Below are 19,663 nucleotides of genomic sequence, written 5' to 3' on the forward strand. Positions count from 1 at the left end.
ACGACATTTATGTCGTAAGTACCATCTTACACTTTCTGACACTCCGAAATAGACTTGGTTTATCAGGTGTTATAACAGCTGCCGTAAAAGACCACTTCGACGAACCCGTCTCGCATGCAACGGGGGGCGCGAAAGCACACCCAAGGAGACCACAATGTGGAGCATCAAGGAAGAGGAAGTACCGCAAATCAGCGAGAAGGAGCCCTGTACCCTGGCAAGCATGTCGCAGACAACCATGCTGGGCATCATAAGCGCGGAAGCATGCGCTTCCAAGCGCGCGATGGAGATCCTGAGCCTTCAGGCGGACGAGACGGAAGCCCGTCTCGCGAATGAGAACCTCACGCCCGAGCAGTTCGATACCCTCATCAAATGCTCATGTACGGTAAAGAAGCAAGCAACCGAAAACAATAGATAGACCGCCAGCACTACACTATTCCGAACCAAAGACCAAAAGATAAGCATTTTGAGAAAATCTAAACTTTTGGATTTTCCTACAATGCCGACTACGGCGGAATCCCTCCCACTCCTTATATATTTCTTTCTGTATACATTGAATTTGTATTTAGTAAAATGCAGACAACACCACGGATCGGCTTTTGGCTGGACAATTCCAACCAAACACCGCAGCAGACAGTAGAAACCATTCTGAACGTTAGGAAGCCGGTATGATTGTTACATATAAGGGGAAGAAAAATTTCTTTTAGATACTTGTTTTCCTAAAACTGATGTGATATAATAATTCAAGTCCAGAAAAGGAGTAAAAAATATGCGGCAAGGTATTCTTAAATAAAACTATAATCAAATAGTGGGAACAAAGGATTATGATAGTCCCTTTTGTAGGGGCTTAGTTTTTTGTACCCAATTTAAGAATACTTTTGCCTTATCAATTTTGACATATCCCCAAAAACAGCACTCACAAACAGGTGTATGCTGTATATGGTATGTCCGCAAATTATCATCCCCAGCGGTAAAAGTATTTTACTGCTGGGGATTTTTATGCCCTTCGGGGCAGTAAAGGGAGGACAATCACATGAAAATAATCAATATTGGAATTCTTGCCCATGTAGACGCTGGAAAGACGACCTTGACGGAGAGCCTGCTATATGCCAGCGGAGCCATTTCAGAACCGGGGAGCGTCGAAAAAGGGACAACGAGGACGGACACCATGTTTTTGGAGCGGCAGCGTGGGATTACCATTCAAGCGGCAGTCACTTCCTTCCAGTGGCACAGATGTAAAGTCAACATTGTGGATACGCCCGGCCACATGGATTTTTTGGCGGAGGTGTACCGCTCTTTGGCTGTTTTAGATGGGGCCATCTTGGTGATCTCCGCTAAAGATGGCGTGCAGGCCCAGACCCGTATTCTGTTCCATGCCCTGCGGAAAATGAACATTCCCACCGTTATCTTTATCAACAAGATCGACCAGGCTGGCGTTGATTTGCAGAGCGTGGTTCAGTCTGTTCGGGATAAGCTCTCCGCCGATATTATCATCAAGCAGACGGTGTCGCTGTCCCCGGAAATAGTCCTGGAGGAAAATACCGACATAGAAGCATGGGATGCGGTCATCGAAAATAACGATAAATTATTGGAAAAGTATATCGCAGGAGAACCAATCAGCCGGGAAAAACTTGTGCGGGAGGAACAGCGGCGGGTTCAAGACGCCTCCCTGTTCCCGGTCTATTATGGCAGCGCCAAAAAGGGCCTTGGCATTCAACCGTTGATGGATGCGGTGACAGGGCTGTTCCAACCGATTGGGGAACAGGGGAGCGCCGCCCTATGCGGCAGCGTTTTCAAGGTGGAGTATACAGATTGCGGCCAGCGGCGTGTCTATCTACGGCTATACAGCGGAACGCTGCGCCTGCGGGATACGGTGGCCCTGGCCGGGAGAGAAAAGCTGAAAATCACAGAGATGCGTATTCCATCCAAAGGGGAAATTGTTCGGACAGACACCGCTTATCCGGGTGAAATTGTTATCCTTCCCAGCGACAGCGTGAGGTTAAACGATGTATTAGGGGACCCAACCCGGCTCCCTCGTAAAAGGTGGCGTGAGGACCCCCTCCCCATGCTGCGGACGTCGATTGCGCCGAAAACGGCAGCGCAAAGAGAACGGCTGCTGGACGCTCTTACGCAACTTGCGGATACTGACCCGCTTTTGCGCTGCGAGGTGGATTCCATCACCCATGAGATCATTCTTTCTTTTTTGGGCCGGGTGCAGTTGGAGGTTGTTTCCGCTTTGCTGTCGGAAAAATACAAGCTTGAAACAGTGGTAAAGGAACCCACCGTCATTTATATGGAGCGGCCGCTCAAAGCAGCCAGCCACACCATCCATATCGAGGTGCCGCCCAACCCGTTTTGGGCATCCATCGGACTGTCTGTTACACCACTCCCGCTTGGCTCCGGTGTACAATACGAGAGCCGGGTTTCGCTGGGATACTTGAACCAGAGTTTTCAAAACGCTGTCAGGGATGGTATCCGTTACGGGCTGGAGCAGGGCTTGTTCGGCTGGAACGTAACGGACTGTAAGATTTGCTTTGAATACGGGCTTTATTACAGTCCGGTCAGCACGCCGGCGGACTTCCGCTCATTGGCCCCGATTGTATTGGAACAGGCATTGAAGGAATCAGGGACGCAACTGCTGGAACCTTATCTCTCCTTCACCCTCTATGCGCCCCGGGAATATCTTTCCAGGGCTTATCATGATGCACCGAAATACTGTGCCACCATCGAAACGGTCCAGGTAAAAAAGGATGAAGTTGTCTTTACTGGCGAGATTCCCGCCCGCTGTATACAGGCATACCGTACTGATCTGGCCTTTTACACCAACGGGCAGAGCGTATGCCTTACAGAACTGAAAGGGTATCAGGCCGCTGTCGGCAAGCCAGTCATCCAGCCCCGCCGTCCAAACAGCCGCCTGGACAAGGTGCGCTATATGTTTCAGAAGATAATGTAACGTCTTGCGCAATGCAGGCGTTCATTGCTGGCTATTGCGAAATATCATTGTTATATCTGCGGCAGCTACAAGAAGCGTACCCGTGACTGTACGGCACACTTTATCCGCACCGACCTTTTGACGGCGGGCGTGCTTTCCAATCTCCGGCAAGTGACGGAATACGCCGCCAGGCATGAGAGCCGCTTTGTAAAGCTGCTCATCCAGCAGAACGAAATCGGCGGCAAGAGAAAGACCGCCGCAGCCACGAAGCAGCTTGAACAGGCCCAGACACGCATTGCCGAAGTGAACCGCATTATCAAGCGGCTGTATGAGGACAATGTAAGCGGCAAAATCAGCGACGAGCGTTTCATGGAGCTGTCGGCGGACTATGAGCAGGAGCAGCGGGAACTGAAAGACCGGGCTGCCGCTTTGCAGGAGGAACTTTCCAAGTCGCAGGCCGCCACCGTCAACGCCGAGAAATTCATGGGGATTGTGAGAAAGCACCTTGCTTTTGAAGAATTAACCCCCACCCTCTTGCGGGAAATGATTGAGAAAATCGTCGTGCATGAGTGCAGCTATGACGAGAACGGCACCCGCAGGCAGGACATTGAGATTTATTACAGCTTTGTCGGCAAGATAGACTTGCCGGAAGCCTAACGCCTGACCTATCCGACACAGCCCTAAGTGCCGGATAGGAACGGCAAAATTTTTTACACTTCTATTACTTCTTTATCGCACATTAGCAAAGAGCGCAGGGAGATAAGGCAGACCACGTGCGACCAGGCGAACCGGTCTATGTTCAAAAGCTGGCAGTTCTGGCTCTGCGCTGTCGCGATTCTCACGACGGGGGTCGCTGTAGGAAAAAGGTCGTAGGCAAGAAAACGCCCCGCCCCTCGCGCCGCCCGCATGGCGGGTTCGTCCCGAGCCCCCTGAGGCGGCGCGTCCACCCCTCCGGCACATGCGGCGCAAGCGCCGCACGCGCCGGAGAGGTGCTTGTTAAGAGCCCTTCGCCGTGAGGTACCCCGCTCCGCCCACGCCGTCGATGCGCATGTACGTCGCCGAGATCCGCGAGCTCGAGTACGTCGTCCCCGCGCCGCCCACGAGCGACGTGCAGTTGTAGAACGCGCCCGACCCCGTGCACCCGGCGGGAAGCGCCCAGTCGGCGTCCGCCCAGATCGTCGTGAGCGAGCCGCATCCGGAGAAGCAGTAGAACACGTCCTCCAGCTCGCCGGTCGGGAAGCCCGACAGGTCGATCTCCACGAGCGAGTCGCAGCTGCAGAACGCGTAGCGCATCTCGCGAACCGCCGGCAGGTTCGAGAGCCCGACGACCTCCGAGAGCTCGCCGTCCCCGTAGAACCAGTAGCTCAGGTTCACGAAGTCGAGCGAGGAGAGGTCGGCGGAGAACGTCGCCTTGAGCACGTCCACCTCGGCGCCCTCCCAGGCGCGCGCGTCGATCGCCTGGTAGCGCGCCGTGGCGCACATCCTCCCGCTCATGCAGAGGCTGCGTCCCGCCTCGGGCTCGTCGTCCAGGGTGAACACGATCTCGCCGTCCGCGTACAGGTGGCAGGAGAGCCACTCGCGGGCGTCGGAGGCGGGGTCTGTGAGGACGCCCTCCTCGCCGTAGGCGAGATGGTCGGCGCCGTCGGAGTAGCCGGGCACGAAGCCCTCTCCGCCCACGAGGCGGCTGCACCCGTAGAAGCAGAGGCTCCCCGTCATCCCCTCGGCGGCGACGAAGCCGCTCGCGTAGATCGTCTCAAGGGCATCGCAGCTCGAGAAAGCCTGGTTGAACGATGCCACGCCCGAGAGCTCCTCGAATCCCGAGATCTCGACGAGGTTACTGAACCCGTTGAAGAAGTAGCTCGCGTTGGCGAGCCCGCCCTCGGAGAAGTCGCCGTCGAACACGACGCGCGTCACGGAGAGTTTGACGTCGTCCCACGGCCGCGCGCTCGCCGAGCTGTAGCCCGCGGGGTCCACCTCCCACGCGTCCAGGATCACCGCGCCGGGCACGTCGGAGGAGCGCCCGTCGCGGTAGTTGAACTCGAGCGTGCCGTCCGCGAGCAGGATCGCGCGCATCTTCACGCCCACGTCCCAAACGAGCGCGAGTATCGCCGGCGCCATCTCGGAGGGCTTGTAGGTCTCCGAGAGCCCGTTCTGCGCGCGGATGGCGTCCGCGATGCCGTCGAAGACGGCATCCGAGATCACGCCCGTGCCGGACCCCGCAACTGCCTGGAATGGCGTCCCCGCCTTCGTGCCGTCGAGCGCGAGCACCGCCGCCGCCATCTCGGAGGGAAGGTAGGTGCCCGCGCCGCCGTTCTGCGCGCGGATGGCGTTCGCGATGTCGGTGAGAACCGACCTCTGTATCGTCCCCACGGCCATCAGAACTCCACCTCGCTCAGGTCGTCCAGGGCTGCAATCGCCTGGTCGACGTACTGCTTCGTCGCGTAGGCCGAGAGGTCGGGCGTCGCGCCCGGCGCCCCGTCCTCGCCGTCCTGGCCGGGCGCGCCCTGCGGCCCCTGCTCGCCGGCCTCGCCCTTGAGGCCGGAGAAGGCGAACGCGAACGTGCGAGCCCCCGGCGTGCCGCCGAGCGTCACGGTCACGGACGGCGTTCCCGTGGAGGCGTCCACCGTCGCGGTCGCGCCCGTGATCTCGGCGTCCGCGCCGTCCTGCCCGTCCGCGCCCGGTGCCCCGTCCTGCCCATCGATGCCGTCCTCGCCGTCGGCGCCGGGCGGCCCCTGGATGCCCTGGGGGCCGCGCAGCGCCTCCAGCTGCTCAGCGGAGAAGTCGGCGTAGGTGAACGGGTCGCCCTTCTCGCCCTGCTCTCCCTTGAGGTCGGCGGAGCTCGTGCCGCTCGCGCTCGTCACCGTGAGCACCGTGCCCGCCCACGAATGCGTGCAGCTCACGCCGTCCTGACCATCCTGCCCGTCGGCACCGGGAGCCCCGTCCTGGCCGTCGACCCCGTCGGAGCCGTCTTCGCCGGGGTCGCCCTTCTGGCCCTTGAGAGCCGCAAGCTGCTCGGCGGTGAAGTCGGCGTAGGTGAACGGGTCGCCCTTGTCGCCCTTCTCGCCGTCGTCTCCCTTGTCACCCTTGGGACCGTGCGTGAGGGTTGCCGTGGTGGTGCCCGTGGCGTCGGTCACGGTGACGAGCGCACCCGCCTCGGTCTGTTCCACCTTGGCGGTCGGGCTCACACCGTCGGCGCCGTCCGTTCCATCCTTTCCAGGCGCGCCCGGGGCACCCGGCGCTCCGTCGAAGTCCCCGCGCGCGGCGGCTGCCAGGAGATCTTCCTTTGCCTGGGTCGCCGCTGTCGCGGCTGCGTTTGCTGCGGTGATCGCCCCGGAGGCTCCCTGCGCGTCCTCCAGCGCCTCGGCGGCAACGCTCGCCGCCTGCTGCGCCTTCGCCACCGCGTCGGAGATGAGGGCGTCCGCGCCCTCGAACTTCTCGATCGCCTCCAGGAACAGCGAGTACCCGTCGCCGCCCCCTTCGCCCGCGCCCGTGAGCACCTGCGTCACGCGCACAACGAAGGGAAGCGTCGATATCGCCTCTCCGTCGCTCGCCACCATCACCTGTGCGTCCACCGCGCCCTCGGCGCATGCCATCGCGGCGGGCCAGAACACCCGAAACGCGCCCGCCGAGGCGTTCACCGCCTCGAAGGGCTCGCATCCGCGCACGCGCCGCTCCCGGTGCCGCCACAGCAGGTACACCGTGGCGTCGCTCAGGTCCACCGCCTCGCCGCCGCGCGTGACCGTGAGCGCGAGCCCGCGCCCCTCCGCGTCGGCCGGCGAGGCCGTGAAGCATCCGCCCAGCGGCGCATCGCACTCGTCCCACGTCACCGCGCGCAGGCCGTCGCCCGCGAGCGCGAACGTGCTCGTCTCAGACATGTCAGAACTCCTCGCTGCCAAGATCCTCATAAGAGGCCACCGTGTCGGAGGCGGCCGCAGCCGTCTCCTCGACCGCCGTCACGCGCGCGGCCACGTCTGCCGAGGCCGCCCACGTCGTTCGCTCGACCGTGCCAAGCGTGAGCCGCACCGAGGGCGCACCCTCGCCGAGCTCGCGCACGCGCCGCACGCAGCGGGCGCGAAGGTGCCACTCGGGCGAGCGCGACGAGTCGATCACCGCCACGTCGTCGCCCAGCCGCACGCCCGCGCCGCCGTCCACGGCCGCGACGTCCACCTCGTAGGAGACGCGCGGCTCGCACGCCGCCGCGAGCGCCGCCAGCGTCAGCGCCTTCAGCTCGGTGGCGTCCTCGCAGTCCGGGAACACCACGTGCCCGAAGCGGTGCACCCTCCCGCCCGCGCCGTCGGGGCGCCCCCACACCAGGCGCGCGGCGTCGTCGCCCACCCAGTTCACGCCGTTGTTCGCAGAACCGAAGGTCAGCCGCCGCGTGAACCCGCCCGTCGCCACGCCCGTCTCGTCGTAGATCGGCAGGCCCTTGCCGTAGCCGTAGAGCGCCGTGAACACCTCGTCCTCGAGCACCGTGCGCGTGCACGCCGCGAGCGTCTTGCCGTAGGAGAAGCGCGCGCCGCGCCACTCGCCGCGCCGCGCCGGGAGGTTCACCGTCCGCGAGCTCACGCGCCCGCCGGAAACCGCGATCACGGCCTCGGCCTCGCCGCCCCACACCTCCTCGACGCGGCGCAGCGCCGCGAGCGCGTTCACGTGGTAGAGCAGGCACCCCCGTTCCTTCGCGCCAACGCCCACGTCGCCGACCGTCCAGCGCGTGTGCGCGAGAACCGCCGCCAGCGCCTCGGAGGCAGTCTTTACCGCCAGTTGCTCCTCCTCGACGAAGTCGCCCAGCAGCTCGCAGAGCGAGGACTCCGCGTAGACGTGCGCGGGCCCGCCCAGCGGCTCGTCGGTGCGCACCACCACGTGCTCGCGCCAGATGCCGTCCGTCGGGTCGCGCCACAGCAGCCGCTCGCCCTTCTCGGGGGCGAGCGCGCAGTCGAACTCGACCGTGTCCTCGCCGCCCAGCTCCTCGACGTGCGTGACCGCGCCCACAGCGGGCAGGATCCCCAGCCGCCCGTCGAAGCGGTCGAACAGGTAGAGCGTCGGCACCATCTAGAGCCACCTCTCCGTCCACGCCACCGTGTGCGCCGAGCACCCGGAGAAGGCCAGGGAATGAGATCCCGGGGAAAGCGAGAAGAACGTGCTCTCCACGGCCACGTCGGCGGAGGCGTCCTCTCCCTCAACCGTCACGGCCTCGGTGGCGAAGTCCATCACCACCACGTCACCGGCGGCGAACTCGCGCTCCACGAGCACGTATCGCCCCAGACCGTCGGCCACCTTCACCGACGAACCCGCGAGCGCCGTCAGCGTCACCACCGGCCACGTGGCCCACGTGCCGCCGACCGTCAGCGCGCTCGCCGCACTCGACTTCCCGTCTCCGTAGGCCACCGGGTCGAAGCACGTGAACTCGACCTCGCAGGAGCCGCCCTCGAACAGCGTGTCCCAGTCGGACACGCCCGTCACCACCGCGTCGTGCCACGTCAGGTCGGGCTCGCCGGTAAGCGAGAGCTCCGCGCCCGCGGGCGCGACCAGCCACCCGTACATCTCGTGGCGGATCGCGGAGCGCTCCTCGGCCGTGAGCGCCACGCCAGCGTCGAGGAACAGCCGCACCCGCAGCGCGCGGGGAGGCAGCTCGCAGCCCAGGAGCACCGCGCCCGGCCGCCCCGGCACCGCGAGCGCGCGCGGCGAGAGCGCGTGCCCGGCGGGCTCGATGAGCTCGGCCGTCACGTGCTCCGAGAAGTCGTGTCCGCCGTAGGAGAGCGCGCTCACAGCCGCCCCCGGGCCCGCCCGTACGCGGTGGCGCGCCGCTGCTGCTCGCGCCCCATGCGGTCGGTCTCCGCCGAGCCCGCGCGCGCCGTCGTGGCGTCACGCACCGGACGCTCAAGCGGGCTGCTCTTGCGCACCACGTCGTGGTCGTCCATGCCGCGCCCCGCGCGCACCTTGTCACTCATCGAAGTCCCTCGCAATCGTCAGAACGGCGGCGAGCCCCCAGAGCCAGTGCCCCGACCCGTCGCGCCCGAGCGGGCGCGGCGCCGTCGTGTCCACCGCGACGACGCGCACGTGCCACCCGGCGTCCTCGCCCGTCCAGTCCGCGAGGCGCAGGTCGCGCTCCACCGCGTGCGCCGTCGCCTCGGCGTCGCGCGGGTCGTCGCAGCAGACCGTCACGCCCACCGGGAGCGTGCCGCGCTCCGCTCCGTCCACCTGCCGCGCGTCGCGGGCGAACTCGCCCGCCTCGAGCACGATCGGCTCGGCGCAGAGGCTCGGCGCAGGGGGCGCGGTGAACACGTTGGCATAGCCCAAGGAGCGCAGGAGCGCCGCCGCCACGTCGGCCGCGCCGCCGCCCGCCGCGTCCCAGGCGGCCCTGCCCGCGCCGCCGGAGACTCCGAACTCGAATCTCGTCATCAGCCCACCTCCAGTTCCCAGTGGTGAACGACCCCGCGTATCACGCAGCAGCGCCTGCACGAGCGCACGAGCACGCTCGGCCCCGCGCCCACGAGCACGCGCGACCCGGCGGGGATCTCGAAGGCACCCTCCGAGTTCACCGCGTCCACGACCACGAGGCCCGCGCCCCCGTCGGCGCTGCGGTGCGCGTCGGCGACGGCGCTCTCCGTGCGCTCGAAGCGCACGTGGCGCACCAGCACGACCTCGCCGAACGACCCGTCGCCCACGGCGGGCCACACCATCATGTCGTCGGGAAGGAGCCGCCTCGGTATCGGCCTCAGGTAGCGCATCACCGCACCCCCGAGAAGGCCATGCCCGTGCGGCTGAGCTCCGCGAGCGCTGCCTCGCGCGCCACCTCGGCGCCCGTCGTGCCCTCGTCGCGGTAGTTCGTCACCGAGAAGGACCCGACGGAGAAGCCGCCCACGCGCCCCTCGCCGTACTCGGCGAAGGCGTCCGCGGCCGCGCACACGGCGCGCCGCCAGGCTTCGGCCTGATCGTCGTCCCACTCCTCGCGGACCTCGCGCGCCCCCGTGAGCGCGCCCACGCACCGAACCGCCGCCGGCAGCGCCTCCGCGAACGCCTCGGCGGAAAGCGCCCCGCCGTACCCGTCGAGGTAGAAGTCGTAGGAGACGGGCGCGGGGCCGCGGCCCGCCGCGCCCGTCAGCCCCTCGCTCACGCCAGCGGCGCGCAGGAGACGTGCACGCCGTCCAGCTTGTTGTCCAGCAGCTCCACGATGCCGTACTTGCGGTACTTCATCATGTAGCTGTCCAGGTTCTCCAGCTCGTCGGGCGAGAAGACCCTCGACGCCACGTGCTTGTCGAACTTGATGACGGCGGATCGCTCCACCACCATGTAGTTGATCGGCGCGCCCGCGCCCGTGAGCTCGTAGTAGGTGGAGAGGCTGCCCGCGCTCGGGCTCGCCACCTTGGAGTAGCTTCCGCCGCTCTCGGTGTAGTAGGTCTTGCCGGACACGACGGAGCTGTCCGTCGTCTTCACGTACTCGCCCTCGGCGCGCGCGTAGCCGAACCGGTCATCGTCGCCGGAGAGCAGCTCGATCGCGCTGTAGAAGCGCGCCTGCGGCACCTCCACGACGCGGGAGAAGCGCTCGAGCACGCGGTTCGAGCGCGCGGGGTTCGCGAGCGAGAAGTCGTCGAGCACGCCCTTGAGCGTCGGCGTGATGAACAGGATGCGGCTCCCGGCCGTGACCTCCGCCTCGTCCATCGCGTTCGACGCCCCGCGCAGGCTCGCCAGCACGTCCTCGGCCTCGGCGTCGGCGAAGTCCTCCTCGGCGGGCTCCACGCCCTCGTGCCCCGCGATCTCGGAGAAGCAGAAGGCGTCGGCCTCCGGCGCCACCTGCGTGCGCTGGAGCTCCGAGCCCGCCGCCACGAAGCAGTCGAGCACGCCCGCCTCCTCCACGTCCATCACGTCGGCCAAGAGCCTGATGCCGCGGTCGTAGTTGAACGTCTTGGTCTCGAACTCGTAGGTGATGGATCCCGTCTTGTAGCCCACGTTGCGGGTGTAGTCCCCGAGCCCGGAGACCTGGATCTTCGGGACCATGATCTCCCTGGCGTTGCGCCCGGCGCGCGCCATGCGGCGCGGCGAGTTCAGGCACGTCGAGCACGCCGCGCGCCGGTAGACCTCGTCGAGCAGCGCCGTGTAGTTCTTGGTGGATGCGATGGAGTTCGCCATGTCCTATTCCTCCTCGTCGTCGATGCCGGCGATCCTGCGCCAGCGCCTCATCCGCGCGCCCTCGTCGGTGGCCGCGCCCGCGTTCGGCAGCCCCGTCGCGCCCGCCCGCGCCGGGGCGGCTACCCCCGCGCCGAAGAGCCACGGCTCAGCCGCCTTGAGCTTTTCTATGTCGTTGTCGTAATCAGAAAGAAGCGCCCGCGCCGCCTTGACGTTGCGCGTCCCGGCGATCTGCAGCTCGAAGCCCACGCGCTCCTCGTCGCCCTTGCGACGCAGCTCGTCCATCTCCGCGCGCAGCCTCTCGGCCGCCTCGGCCGTCTTCGCGGCCTCCGCGATCTCGCCCTCGAGCTCGGCTATCTTGGCGTCGCGCTCCGCGAGCGCCGCCTCGTAGTCCGCGCGCGCCCGGGCGACGCCCTCGTCCGCAGCGGCGGCAGCCTTCTCGCCGCCCGCGCCGCCGCCAGCAGCGCCCTCGCCGCTCACCTGCGCCGAAGCGCCCTGCGCCTGCTGCGCCGCGCCCTCGTCGACCTGCCTCGCCTCGTCCTGCAAGCCATCCATGACCCGTCCTTTCCATAAGGCGGGCAACAAAAAAGCCCGCACCCATCAGATGGGTACAGGCTATTTGGGTGTCACAAGGAGGCGTTCCGCCACTATGCTTTCTGAAGAAGGTTATAGATTGGCCAGGTTGCGAATCTAGCTCGGGCAGCATCATCAAGAAGCTCGATGCAGGACTGAGCTAAAACTGCCTCGCCTAGCAGTATTCGGTATGACGCCCGCGCTTCGATGCTGGATGTCGAAGCCTCGAGCGCTCTGATTCGGCCCAGCCACTCCGCATCGAGCTTGTGCATTCTGTAAAGCGTTTGGGCCCTGTTGATTGCATACACCTCAGAGTGCGGATCAAGTTCAAACAGCGTCTTTGTAACAGTGTCACAGCAGCTCAGCAACTCGTCTGAGCAGACCGCTCCCTTGTCGTAGGCGTTCAGCATCTCAAGTAGTTTATTGTTTATGAAGTCAGCATTGCCCGTCTTAATGGGTGAGCGAGATAGGCTTTCAATGAGTTTCCCTCTCGTTATGTTTGCAAGCAGCCGATAATCTTCCTCGGTAAAGCTGAATAGCGTCGGCATCGGGTTCTCATCGTCTAGCCTTTCTTGGCCTTCGAGACAGGTGGCGAAAATGAGCGACGAAGAAGTCAAGTCATAAAGCTCGTATCTTCCGTTTTCGTCGAGCTTCCCCAAAACCTTGATTCTTGTGCCGGCTATGTCGCAATTAAAGACGATCAGATTCTCTTTCTGAGCGCCCACTGAAACATGAACGCCCTCAACAAAGGCTGCGTATAGCTGCGAGAGACGACGCTCTCCCGCCTGGTCAAAATCTTCCGGGTTCCAGTCTGCGATAACGCCTAGGCGTTCCATGAGGCCAACAATGCGCCCGTAGGCGTGAATACGCCGCTCGAGTTCGTCGTGATCTACATTGTTCACCGTATCTTTTCGACCGAAAAACTCCCCATCGAAATAGATTTCTCCAGACTCAACAAAACCCTTGAATAGCTTCGCATCCCTCAGGCGGGCGCGAAAACTGCCAACATCGTCGTAAGTGAAAGTACAGACATCATCGAGCCTGAGGGTAATCCCCCCAATCTTAAGAAAATCACCCTTTCGGTCTTCACCGATCGCAACCTGACATTCGCATTCGAAGTCTCCAGCTTTAACTACATGGGTTGAGCTAGATTGGATTGAATCCAAGGGAGGGATTCTGTCGAGAACGTATCGCTTTCCGGCAGATGTCGTGCCATAAAGATACGCCCCGGTTTCAAAGGGTTTAAGGGATGTGGGCATCTCTCCAGGGTAGAGAGTCTTGGTGAACTCGATGGTCTCGAATTTAATTTCTTCGTCTCTCGCTTCACTGGGGGTGAGAAAGCCCACGACGTCGGTGCCGCGCTGCTTGCGGTAGTCGGACACAAACTCTATGCAAAGCCTTTGAAGCTGGACGGGATCCTTGGGAAGAGGGCGGAACTTGTCCGTAATGGTCTTCTGCCCAGCGTGCTTCCTTTCCTTCAAAGCTTTGCGTATGTCAAACGGAAGATACTGCTTGTAATAGATTTCCTTGAGGCTGAGCTTGCTGTCCATAAAGACAACGAAGTAGAGTACTCCTGCATAAACGTCGAGATACTTCTCTAAGTCGACGATGTCCACTTTTCGTTTTACGCCGTCGCGTCCAGCCACCTTTGAGGTTGTCCCTTTAATCTGTACAGGGATTTCCCCGAGCAAAGATTCCTTTGTCATGGCTGTTCCGCTGTACACCTCGATAAACCCATCGACGCATACCCCCGTATCGTTTTTCGCAAAATGGGTAAGCACGTTGGTTACCCCATTGAAGGGGATTTCGAGATGGTTGACCGCACTCTCACCAATCTTTTTATTGTCCGCTTTCAAGAGCCCTCTCAAGTTCCTCTACTGTCTTTGCTTGTATGGCCCCAAAAAACGCTCACCATCGAGATGAATCATATGATCGGGATCGGATGCGCACCAAGCCTCTGTTTCCCACGCAAGATCTTTGAGATACTGCCTCATCACAGCACGATCGGGAAAGCAGGAGACAAAGATTATCTCTCCCTGTTTCTCGGCAAACAAGTCGAGCAACTCACGCTTTCGAATTACGTCGATGGGCCCATGAGTGGAACAAGCCTCCATGAGGAAAAGCCATTTTCTATCCTCCATCCAGACAATCAGATCGGGGGCTTTCCCGCGTTCTGGCATTGAGATGCCCACGGAATTCATCAGCTTTTCCTGCTCTGTTCTATGGGTGTGATCGGTGTCGTCGATATACAGGACACTGCCACCGGGAGCAAATCTTGGGCAGAATTCTTCAACCATCGACTTGATAAGAATGTTTTGTCCCCCAGCAGATAACGTAAGCTCAACTCCGCCAGGTAGAATAACCGGGACTTTATTCATTTCCCGCAGCTCTTCTTGCTGCTCTTTCCACGTGTTGACGCCTTCCAGAAAAGCCTCGAGAGCGTTGCGGTAGCCTTCAGACCCAACAGCCCGTATCACCGTCACCAAATCGGGGACGAGACGGTAATTCCATTTTGGTGAGTTAATCGGCCGGTCGGGACGATCAGCGTTCTCTTGGACAATCCCACCCGCGATAAACTGATGAAGGGTAAAGCGCCTAATGGTCTCCCGAGTATTGGCCGCGTAGTTCTGTCCGAGCTTATCTCGCATCCAATCCATGAGCTGCCTGGTTGTATACATTTCCCCAGAAGCATCGCTCCATGACATCGTGTCGTCAAGCCGAGCGAGAGCAAGCAAGGTAATGGCACTCCGCTCATTGGAGCGTTCCGAGTCCATTCCCAAATCTTCAAGCAGTTGTCTCGCCTGCGCAATCATCGCATCTCGATTCATTTGAGCTCCTCGCAAATCGCGTCAATCATTTCTTGAGTGAGGTCTGCACGCCAGTAAACACCTATTCGCTCCAAATCCGAAAGCGATGGGCACGGCATCGCTTTTATATCGCCGGCGTTCACTTGGGTTGAACCACTAACATCCCGAAACCATTTGTCAATGAAAGTTGAGTTCAGCCAAAGCGCGAGACCTTGAGCCAGCTCCATGGAGGAAAGTGGGACGACTTTTCGCGGCTTTCCGGCATGGATAAAGTTGAGGTGGTTCTCAATACCAATCGGGCTTTGAACATGCAGCGGATACGCAACGACCCTTCTCCGTTCCTCCTTAGAGGAAAATCTTTTCACAACAACATAAAAACCCTCGCGTGTAAGTTGGTTGATTGTCGTTTGCGTATCGGCTCTGAACCATTGAGGCTTTCCGAAATCTAGTGGGTGCTCGATTGCGCCGCCAGCAAAATTGCCCGCATAAACCAGCGGATAGATACCTTCTTCGTTAGGACGGTCGTAATAAATTCTTTCCCTGCTACGAAAGTCAACGACCTTACCCGTAGAAGGACAGAGCCCTTCTGCGGATATTGTGGACTGCACGGATCCATTGCATTCTGGAGCAACCCTGATAACCAGACTATTCGAATCGATAAGGTCTTTTGCTGGATAGCTCTTCCAGGTCACCTGATCGGCTCGTCCGTTCGAGCTGCCCACGTGCACCGTCTCACGCTGTCGATTGTTGGAGATGCGGACTATCATCGTTTCTTGCAGAACGTCGGTCTCAGCGAAGACATTAGTTCTCGATTCATAGATGTGAAACGAATCGATAGAGTAGCCTTCCAGGATAAAACGCCTGAAAGAGGTGAAATACCCCCCATTCATCCAGGATCTCGGAATAATGGCGATCAGCTCGCCCCCCGGGGAAAGCCTTGTAAGCCCAATCGCAACAAAAGCTACATAGAGGTTTGCGGAGCGAAACGGCATAAACTGTTGGCGTGGATCACCGGCAGACATCTTTTTGTAAGGTGGATTGAGGATAACGCGGTCATACTGTTTGGCGGGCGTTGCACGCAAAGCGTCTCCGACAACAAGATTAAATGTAACATTTAATCGGCGAAGCTCATCTTGGCAGACACTAGCAAGCACGGGATCACTTTCGACTACGTCGATATAATCAATTAACTCACCGTAGCGCTCATATACGGCAACAGACAAGATTCCACTTCCTGCTCCGAGATCGAGGCAGCGAAGGGAGCCATCATGGCCATCGGAAAACATGGAAACGGCAAGTTCGGCGGTTTCAGGCGGGGTAAGGTGCTGTGCAAAAGCGCTCCTCTTGCATTCATCCGTATTGTTGATTAAATCAATACGAACTGCAGCAGCGCACTCCAAGGCCGACATCATTCCCTAAGTCCTCCAAACGCCGTAGTCGGCTCGATCCGCCGATGAGCCTCTCAAAAATCTGTAAGACCATATTTTACGGCACATCAAACCTTCTCTCGCGAAGTAGCAGACAATTGCAGCGGAGGATCATCTGCCTCAATTTGGCAAGAGATTAATTGGCGCGGCTAACGCCGCCTTGATCTGTACTCACAGCGTGTCGTAGGCGTCGCAGCGCCTCCCGCAGACCGGGCAGCGGGGCGCCCGCCAGCGGGGCCTGGCGGACACGATTATGGATTCCCCCTCGATTCTGGCGCCCTCGACGACGGCGCCACCGAGCCCGAGGGCGATCTTGAGTACACTGCTGTCCACGGCGGCGGCCCACCTCTCGCATCGATGAATTTTCTTGGCGGAAAACAACGATACACGGTGGCCGCCGTCGCTGCTGGACGCTGCTTTTCACCCGAGGGTCGACCCACACGAACCCCCGAAGAGCCTCATTTAGGGTTATTCGCGCTGAAAGATTTTGACTAGCTTGGTGTCCTTTATTTCGTAAATAATGTCTGCGACGTTCTCGACCAGCCTCTTATCGTGGGAGACGAACACTATCGTTCCGGCATAGGCGCTCATCATCTGCTCGAGGGCTTCGGCGCTCTTGATGTCCAGGTAATTTCCAGGCTCGTCCATGAGCAAGATGTTGTATCTGCCCAGCAGCATCTTCGCGAGCAGCAGCTTGATGACTTCGCCTCCCGAGAGAACGCCAACGTCCTTTGCCAGGTCACGCGGTCCGATTCCCATAGAGGCGAGGATGCTTCGGATTTCGGTCATGCTGTACTCGCAACCATCCTGCATGAACGAGATCGCAGACTGACGGGCGTCGAACTTGTAGCCTGTTTGCTCGAAGTAACCGATCTCTGCCTTGGGAGAGATGTTGATACCGTCGGCGCGTCGAGCGATTGCCTTCAGCAGGCTGGTCTTTCCTGTACCGTTGCCACCGGTGATGGCCACTTTGGCACCGAGCGGTATCTCGAATTTCGCGTGGTCATAGAGCATGCAGTTGCCGAAGCTCAAGTTGAAATCGTCTGCCGAGATGGGAAATTTACTATGCAGTTCCAGGGCCTTGCTCTGGCGGAACCGCACGGTGCGAATGCTGTCAGGGGCCTCAATCCCTTCGAGCGCTTCGAGGCGCTTCTCCATGTTCTTAGCCGCCTGGTACATCCTCTTCTGTTTGGTGCCGGTTGCTTTCTGATGTCCCAATCGACCTGCATTCTCGTTGCTTTTCTTTGCGCCCTTCTGCTTGGCGTCGACCTGCCGTGCTTTTTTCCGTTGTTTTTCGATGGCGGCTTCAAGGCGCTCGCGCTCGCGCATCGCCTCTTCGTATCGAGCCGCCTGAACTTTGCGCTCTTCTTCTTTCTGTCGCAGATAGTCGGAGTAGTCACCCCAGAATTCGGAAATACCGCCGTCTTTGAGCTCCCAGATCTTGTCCACTACCTGATCGAGAAAATAACGGTCATGGCTCACAATGAGCAGGGCTCCATCAAATGCCTTGAGTTGTCCGACGAGAAGACTGATGCCGTCTTGGTCGAGGTGGCTCGTAGGCTCATCAGCAAAGATCGCGCTTGCCTGCTGGGAGAGCGCAGAGGCAATCTTGGCGCGTGTCTCCTCTCCGCCGCTCATCGTCTCCTGCGCCACTCCGGCGACGTTGAGACGGGAGAGCATCTCACCACTGCCCTGAGCCGCATCAAGGTCGAGTTCATCGAGTTGGCCGATGAGGGCAATGCTGCCGAAACGCCTGACGTCGGCGTCCGCAATGGTAAGATTGCCGCTCAGAATTTTAAGCAGGCTGGTTTTGCCTGCGCCATTGTCTCCCACCAAGCCGATGCGATCGTAGGAGTAGATTTCCAACTCTTCGATATCTAGGATATCGCGGCCGGCATATTCCAAAAAGATGTCTTTAGCTTTGACTATGAGTTCCATAGGTTGAACCGCCTTTTGTGTATTAGCGTTTTACTGGAAGCGCAGCCATGCCAAAAAAGATTGCTCACGTCGATTTTTCGCCTTTGCCCAATTGCCGGCGCGAGCGTTTTGGCCTTGCGCAAGCCGGCAAATCCGAAAATGATAGTTGGCGACGAATAAGGAGCGCGATGTGGGATGTCAGTGCAATACCTCGTCGTCGCAAGGGCTTGAAGGCTGACGCTTGAACCGATGGCTGCTGCCTCTTTTTTTCGAATACTTGGGCTATTGAATCTGCCCGGTATCTCTTTTCCCCACGTTTCGGACGCTCGGAGCAAGCAGCATAGCCATCGCAAGCAGTACCATGGTCGCTCCAGAGCCGACGAACCATAACGGAGCTCCAAGCAGATCCGCAAAAACGGAGGGGGCTGCGAGGCCCATGGGCATGGCCCAAGCCATGATGGTTCCGTAGAGGCCGAAAACGCGGCCTAGGTACTCAGGAGGTATCTGCTCCTGCATAAGGGCAGTCTGGGTTCCCGCGTACAACGGGGAGCATGCGCCCATAAGAAAGCTCACCGGCAGGAAAGCAGCGAACAATGACGGGCCGAGCGATCCGGATACGATTGCGGCAATGCCGAAGCCGGCAATCGCGGCGACCATGGTGAACGACCTATTGCGGAACCCTCCCGTAACCGCCAAGATACCGGACCCAGCCAGCATGCCTGCAGAAAAAAGGATTTCCACCAAAGCGGCATCCCCCGTGCTACCGCCAAAATGCCCCAAGGTCATTATTGGGAACAATGCCGCGAGCGGAGAGAACGCGAAAGCGAAGACGAACCCGCACCAAAGAAGGGCGAACAGCCCCCTGTACCCCCTAATCAGCTTGTAGCCGTCCGAAATCTCAGAGAAGAGCTCTCGAACCTTATTGGAAAAGGACAAGCTGCGGTCGGCTTCGTCGAGGCTCCCTGCGTCTATCTGTGCGGCGAGGATGGCTAAAGAAGCGAAAAGCGCTCCCAGCACGTCGAGGACAATCATAGCGGTAATACCCGCCACGGGATAAATCACTGCTGCAAGCGCGGCGCCAAGAATGTATCCGCCGGACTGAATCGCCTGAGTCACCCCCGATAGGCGAACGAGATGCTCCGGTGGGGCGAGATGGGGCGTGAGAGATTGGGAGGCTGGCGTGTAGAACGAAGTACCAACTGCACGGAGAAACAGGGTGATGAGAATTAGCCATGCAGGTAAGCTGCCGGCCAACGAGGCAATCGCCAAGGCGGCACCCACCGCGGCAATGAAGAGGTCGGCGCCGATGAGGACACGTTTCAAAGGCAGTCTGTCGACAACGGCGCCCGCAAGGATTCCGAACAAAGCAATCGGCAGAAAGCCTGCCAGCGATGCTAAGGAGAGGAGAGAAGACGACCCTGTCGTGAGGGCGAGATGCCAAATAAGACCCATTTGGAGAATCGAACTCGTCAATGTCGAAACGAGCTCGCCGCCCCATACGAAACAAAGCTTGAATTGCCATGAATGGCACAGCAGAGCAGACCTGCCCCGAGAGGTTTCAAATATCATGGTTATGTCCAATCGTGAAATGGCGTGCAGAAAAACAGCGCGACGCCACAACAGCGCCGCTTTCTAGGCGCTCATCCACGTGCGGAAAAGACCAACCACGACACCCCTCCTTTGTTAATTCGGTCTGGCAAACCATGTAATATTAACGAGGCTTGAGTTTGCCTGTCAAGAATCGACCATCGGTAAGCGCAGTCCTCTCTGGCCATTCGATTCCTTTTGTATCTATGGCTGCATTTTTCTGCCGCCACCCCGGGGCGCCGGCACAGCCGTCCGCTACGCATCGAGGGCCGCCCGCAGCCCGCCCGCCTCCGCTCCGT

19 protein-coding genes are annotated in these 19,663 nt (G+C 60.3%); 3 read left to right on the plus strand and 16 right to left on the minus strand.

Translation table 11 applies throughout. The features are described 5' to 3' along the window. Window positions 1-154: 154 nt before the first annotated feature. From E0L17_RS03250 to E0L17_RS03265, 3 genes are all read left to right on the plus strand, one after another. Window positions 155-415 carry a hypothetical protein gene (locus tag E0L17_RS03250; RefSeq protein ID WP_167929828.1) on the plus strand — a complete coding sequence of 87 codons (261 nt, stop codon included), beginning with the start codon at window positions 155-157 and terminating at the stop codon, window positions 413-415. Between the two features lie 615 nt (window positions 416-1,030). After that, window positions 1,031-2,950, plus strand: coding sequence for a tetracycline resistance ribosomal protection protein Tet(W) (gene tet(W) / locus E0L17_RS03260; protein ID WP_000691721.1), 1,920 nt, complete (start codon window positions 1,031-1,033; stop codon window positions 2,948-2,950). 24 nt (window positions 2,951-2,974) lie between these two features. After that, a complete protein-coding gene (locus tag E0L17_RS03265) occupies window positions 2,975-3,586 on the plus strand; it encodes a DUF4368 domain-containing protein (protein WP_167929829.1) in 612 nt (203 codons plus the stop codon). Window positions 3,587-3,925: 339 nt separating this feature from the next. On the opposite strand, the gene E0L17_RS03270 is transcribed toward E0L17_RS03265, so the two are convergent. The 16 genes from E0L17_RS03270 to E0L17_RS03345 form a co-directional block, all read right to left on the minus strand. Further along, window positions 3,926-5,305 (minus strand): leucine-rich repeat domain-containing protein, encoded by a 1,380-nt coding sequence (locus E0L17_RS03270; RefSeq protein WP_167929830.1) that lies wholly within the window; start codon window positions 5,303-5,305, stop codon window positions 3,926-3,928. Beyond that, entirely contained in the window at window positions 5,305-6,804 is a 1,500-nt protein-coding gene (locus tag E0L17_RS03275; protein ID WP_167929831.1) for a collagen-like domain-containing protein, read from the minus strand. The genes E0L17_RS03270 and E0L17_RS03275 overlap by 1 nt, the downstream gene beginning before the upstream one ends. A 1-nt stretch (window position 6,805) precedes the next feature. Continuing rightward, window positions 6,806-7,978, minus strand: coding sequence for a phage tail spike protein (locus tag E0L17_RS03280; protein ID WP_167929832.1), 1,173 nt, complete (start codon window positions 7,976-7,978; stop codon window positions 6,806-6,808). Further along, window positions 7,979-8,695 (minus strand): distal tail protein Dit, encoded by a 717-nt coding sequence (locus E0L17_RS03285; RefSeq protein ID WP_167929833.1) that lies wholly within the window; start codon window positions 8,693-8,695, stop codon window positions 7,979-7,981. After that, on the minus strand, window positions 8,692-8,877 hold the full coding sequence (locus E0L17_RS03290; RefSeq protein WP_167929834.1) for a hypothetical protein: 186 nt from the start codon (window positions 8,875-8,877) through the stop codon (window positions 8,692-8,694). Before E0L17_RS03290 ends, E0L17_RS03285 begins: the two co-directional genes overlap by 4 nt. Continuing rightward, the gene (locus E0L17_RS03295; protein ID WP_167929835.1) at window positions 8,870-9,328 is read right to left on the minus strand and encodes a hypothetical protein; all 459 of its coding nucleotides are present in this window, start codon (window positions 9,326-9,328) and stop codon (window positions 8,870-8,872) included. Before E0L17_RS03295 ends, E0L17_RS03290 begins: the two co-directional genes overlap by 8 nt. Beyond that, the gene (locus E0L17_RS03300) at window positions 9,328-9,657 is read right to left on the minus strand and encodes a minor capsid protein (protein WP_167929836.1); all 330 of its coding nucleotides are present in this window, start codon (window positions 9,655-9,657) and stop codon (window positions 9,328-9,330) included. The genes E0L17_RS03295 and E0L17_RS03300 overlap by 1 nt, the downstream gene beginning before the upstream one ends. Then, complete coding sequence (locus E0L17_RS03305; RefSeq protein ID WP_353652941.1) at window positions 9,657-10,043, minus strand: hypothetical protein; 387 nt, start codon at window positions 10,041-10,043, stop codon at window positions 9,657-9,659. The genes E0L17_RS03300 and E0L17_RS03305 overlap by 1 nt, the downstream gene beginning before the upstream one ends. Further along, window positions 10,040-11,056: a hypothetical protein gene (locus tag E0L17_RS03310; RefSeq protein WP_167929837.1), complete on the minus strand. Its 1,017-nt coding sequence runs from the start codon at window positions 11,054-11,056 to the stop codon at window positions 10,040-10,042. Before E0L17_RS03310 ends, E0L17_RS03305 begins: the two co-directional genes overlap by 4 nt. Before the next feature lie 3 nt (window positions 11,057-11,059). Further along, the gene (locus tag E0L17_RS03315; RefSeq protein WP_206108988.1) at window positions 11,060-11,608 is read right to left on the minus strand and encodes a hypothetical protein; all 549 of its coding nucleotides are present in this window, start codon (window positions 11,606-11,608) and stop codon (window positions 11,060-11,062) included. 92 nt (window positions 11,609-11,700) lie between these two features. Continuing rightward, window positions 11,701-13,494, minus strand: coding sequence for a hypothetical protein (locus E0L17_RS03320; protein ID WP_167929838.1), 1,794 nt, complete (start codon window positions 13,492-13,494; stop codon window positions 11,701-11,703). A 6-nt stretch (window positions 13,495-13,500) separates the two neighbouring features. After that, window positions 13,501-14,454: a BsuBI/PstI family type II restriction endonuclease gene (locus E0L17_RS03325; RefSeq protein ID WP_167929839.1), complete on the minus strand. Its 954-nt coding sequence runs from the start codon at window positions 14,452-14,454 to the stop codon at window positions 13,501-13,503. Further along, entirely contained in the window at window positions 14,451-15,845 is a 1,395-nt protein-coding gene (locus E0L17_RS03330) for an Eco57I restriction-modification methylase domain-containing protein (RefSeq protein WP_167929840.1), read from the minus strand. The genes E0L17_RS03325 and E0L17_RS03330 overlap by 4 nt, the downstream gene beginning before the upstream one ends. 186 nt (window positions 15,846-16,031) lie before the next feature. Then, window positions 16,032-16,193 carry a hypothetical protein gene (locus E0L17_RS03335; protein ID WP_167929841.1) on the minus strand — a complete coding sequence of 54 codons (162 nt, stop codon included), beginning with the start codon at window positions 16,191-16,193 and terminating at the stop codon, window positions 16,032-16,034. A gap of 135 nt (window positions 16,194-16,328) precedes the next feature. Then, on the minus strand, window positions 16,329-17,798 hold the full coding sequence (gene abc-f / locus E0L17_RS03340; RefSeq protein ID WP_117734620.1) for a ribosomal protection-like ABC-F family protein: 1,470 nt from the start codon (window positions 17,796-17,798) through the stop codon (window positions 16,329-16,331). A gap of 261 nt (window positions 17,799-18,059) precedes the next feature. Continuing rightward, the gene (locus E0L17_RS03345; protein WP_117798973.1) at window positions 18,060-19,346 is read right to left on the minus strand and encodes an MFS transporter; all 1,287 of its coding nucleotides are present in this window, start codon (window positions 19,344-19,346) and stop codon (window positions 18,060-18,062) included. Between the last annotated feature and the right edge of the window lie 317 nt (window positions 19,347-19,663).

It is taken from the genome of Olsenella sp. SW781, assembly GCF_012027725.1.
In the GTDB taxonomy this organism is placed as follows: Bacteria; Actinomycetota; Coriobacteriia; order Coriobacteriales; family Atopobiaceae; genus Thermophilibacter.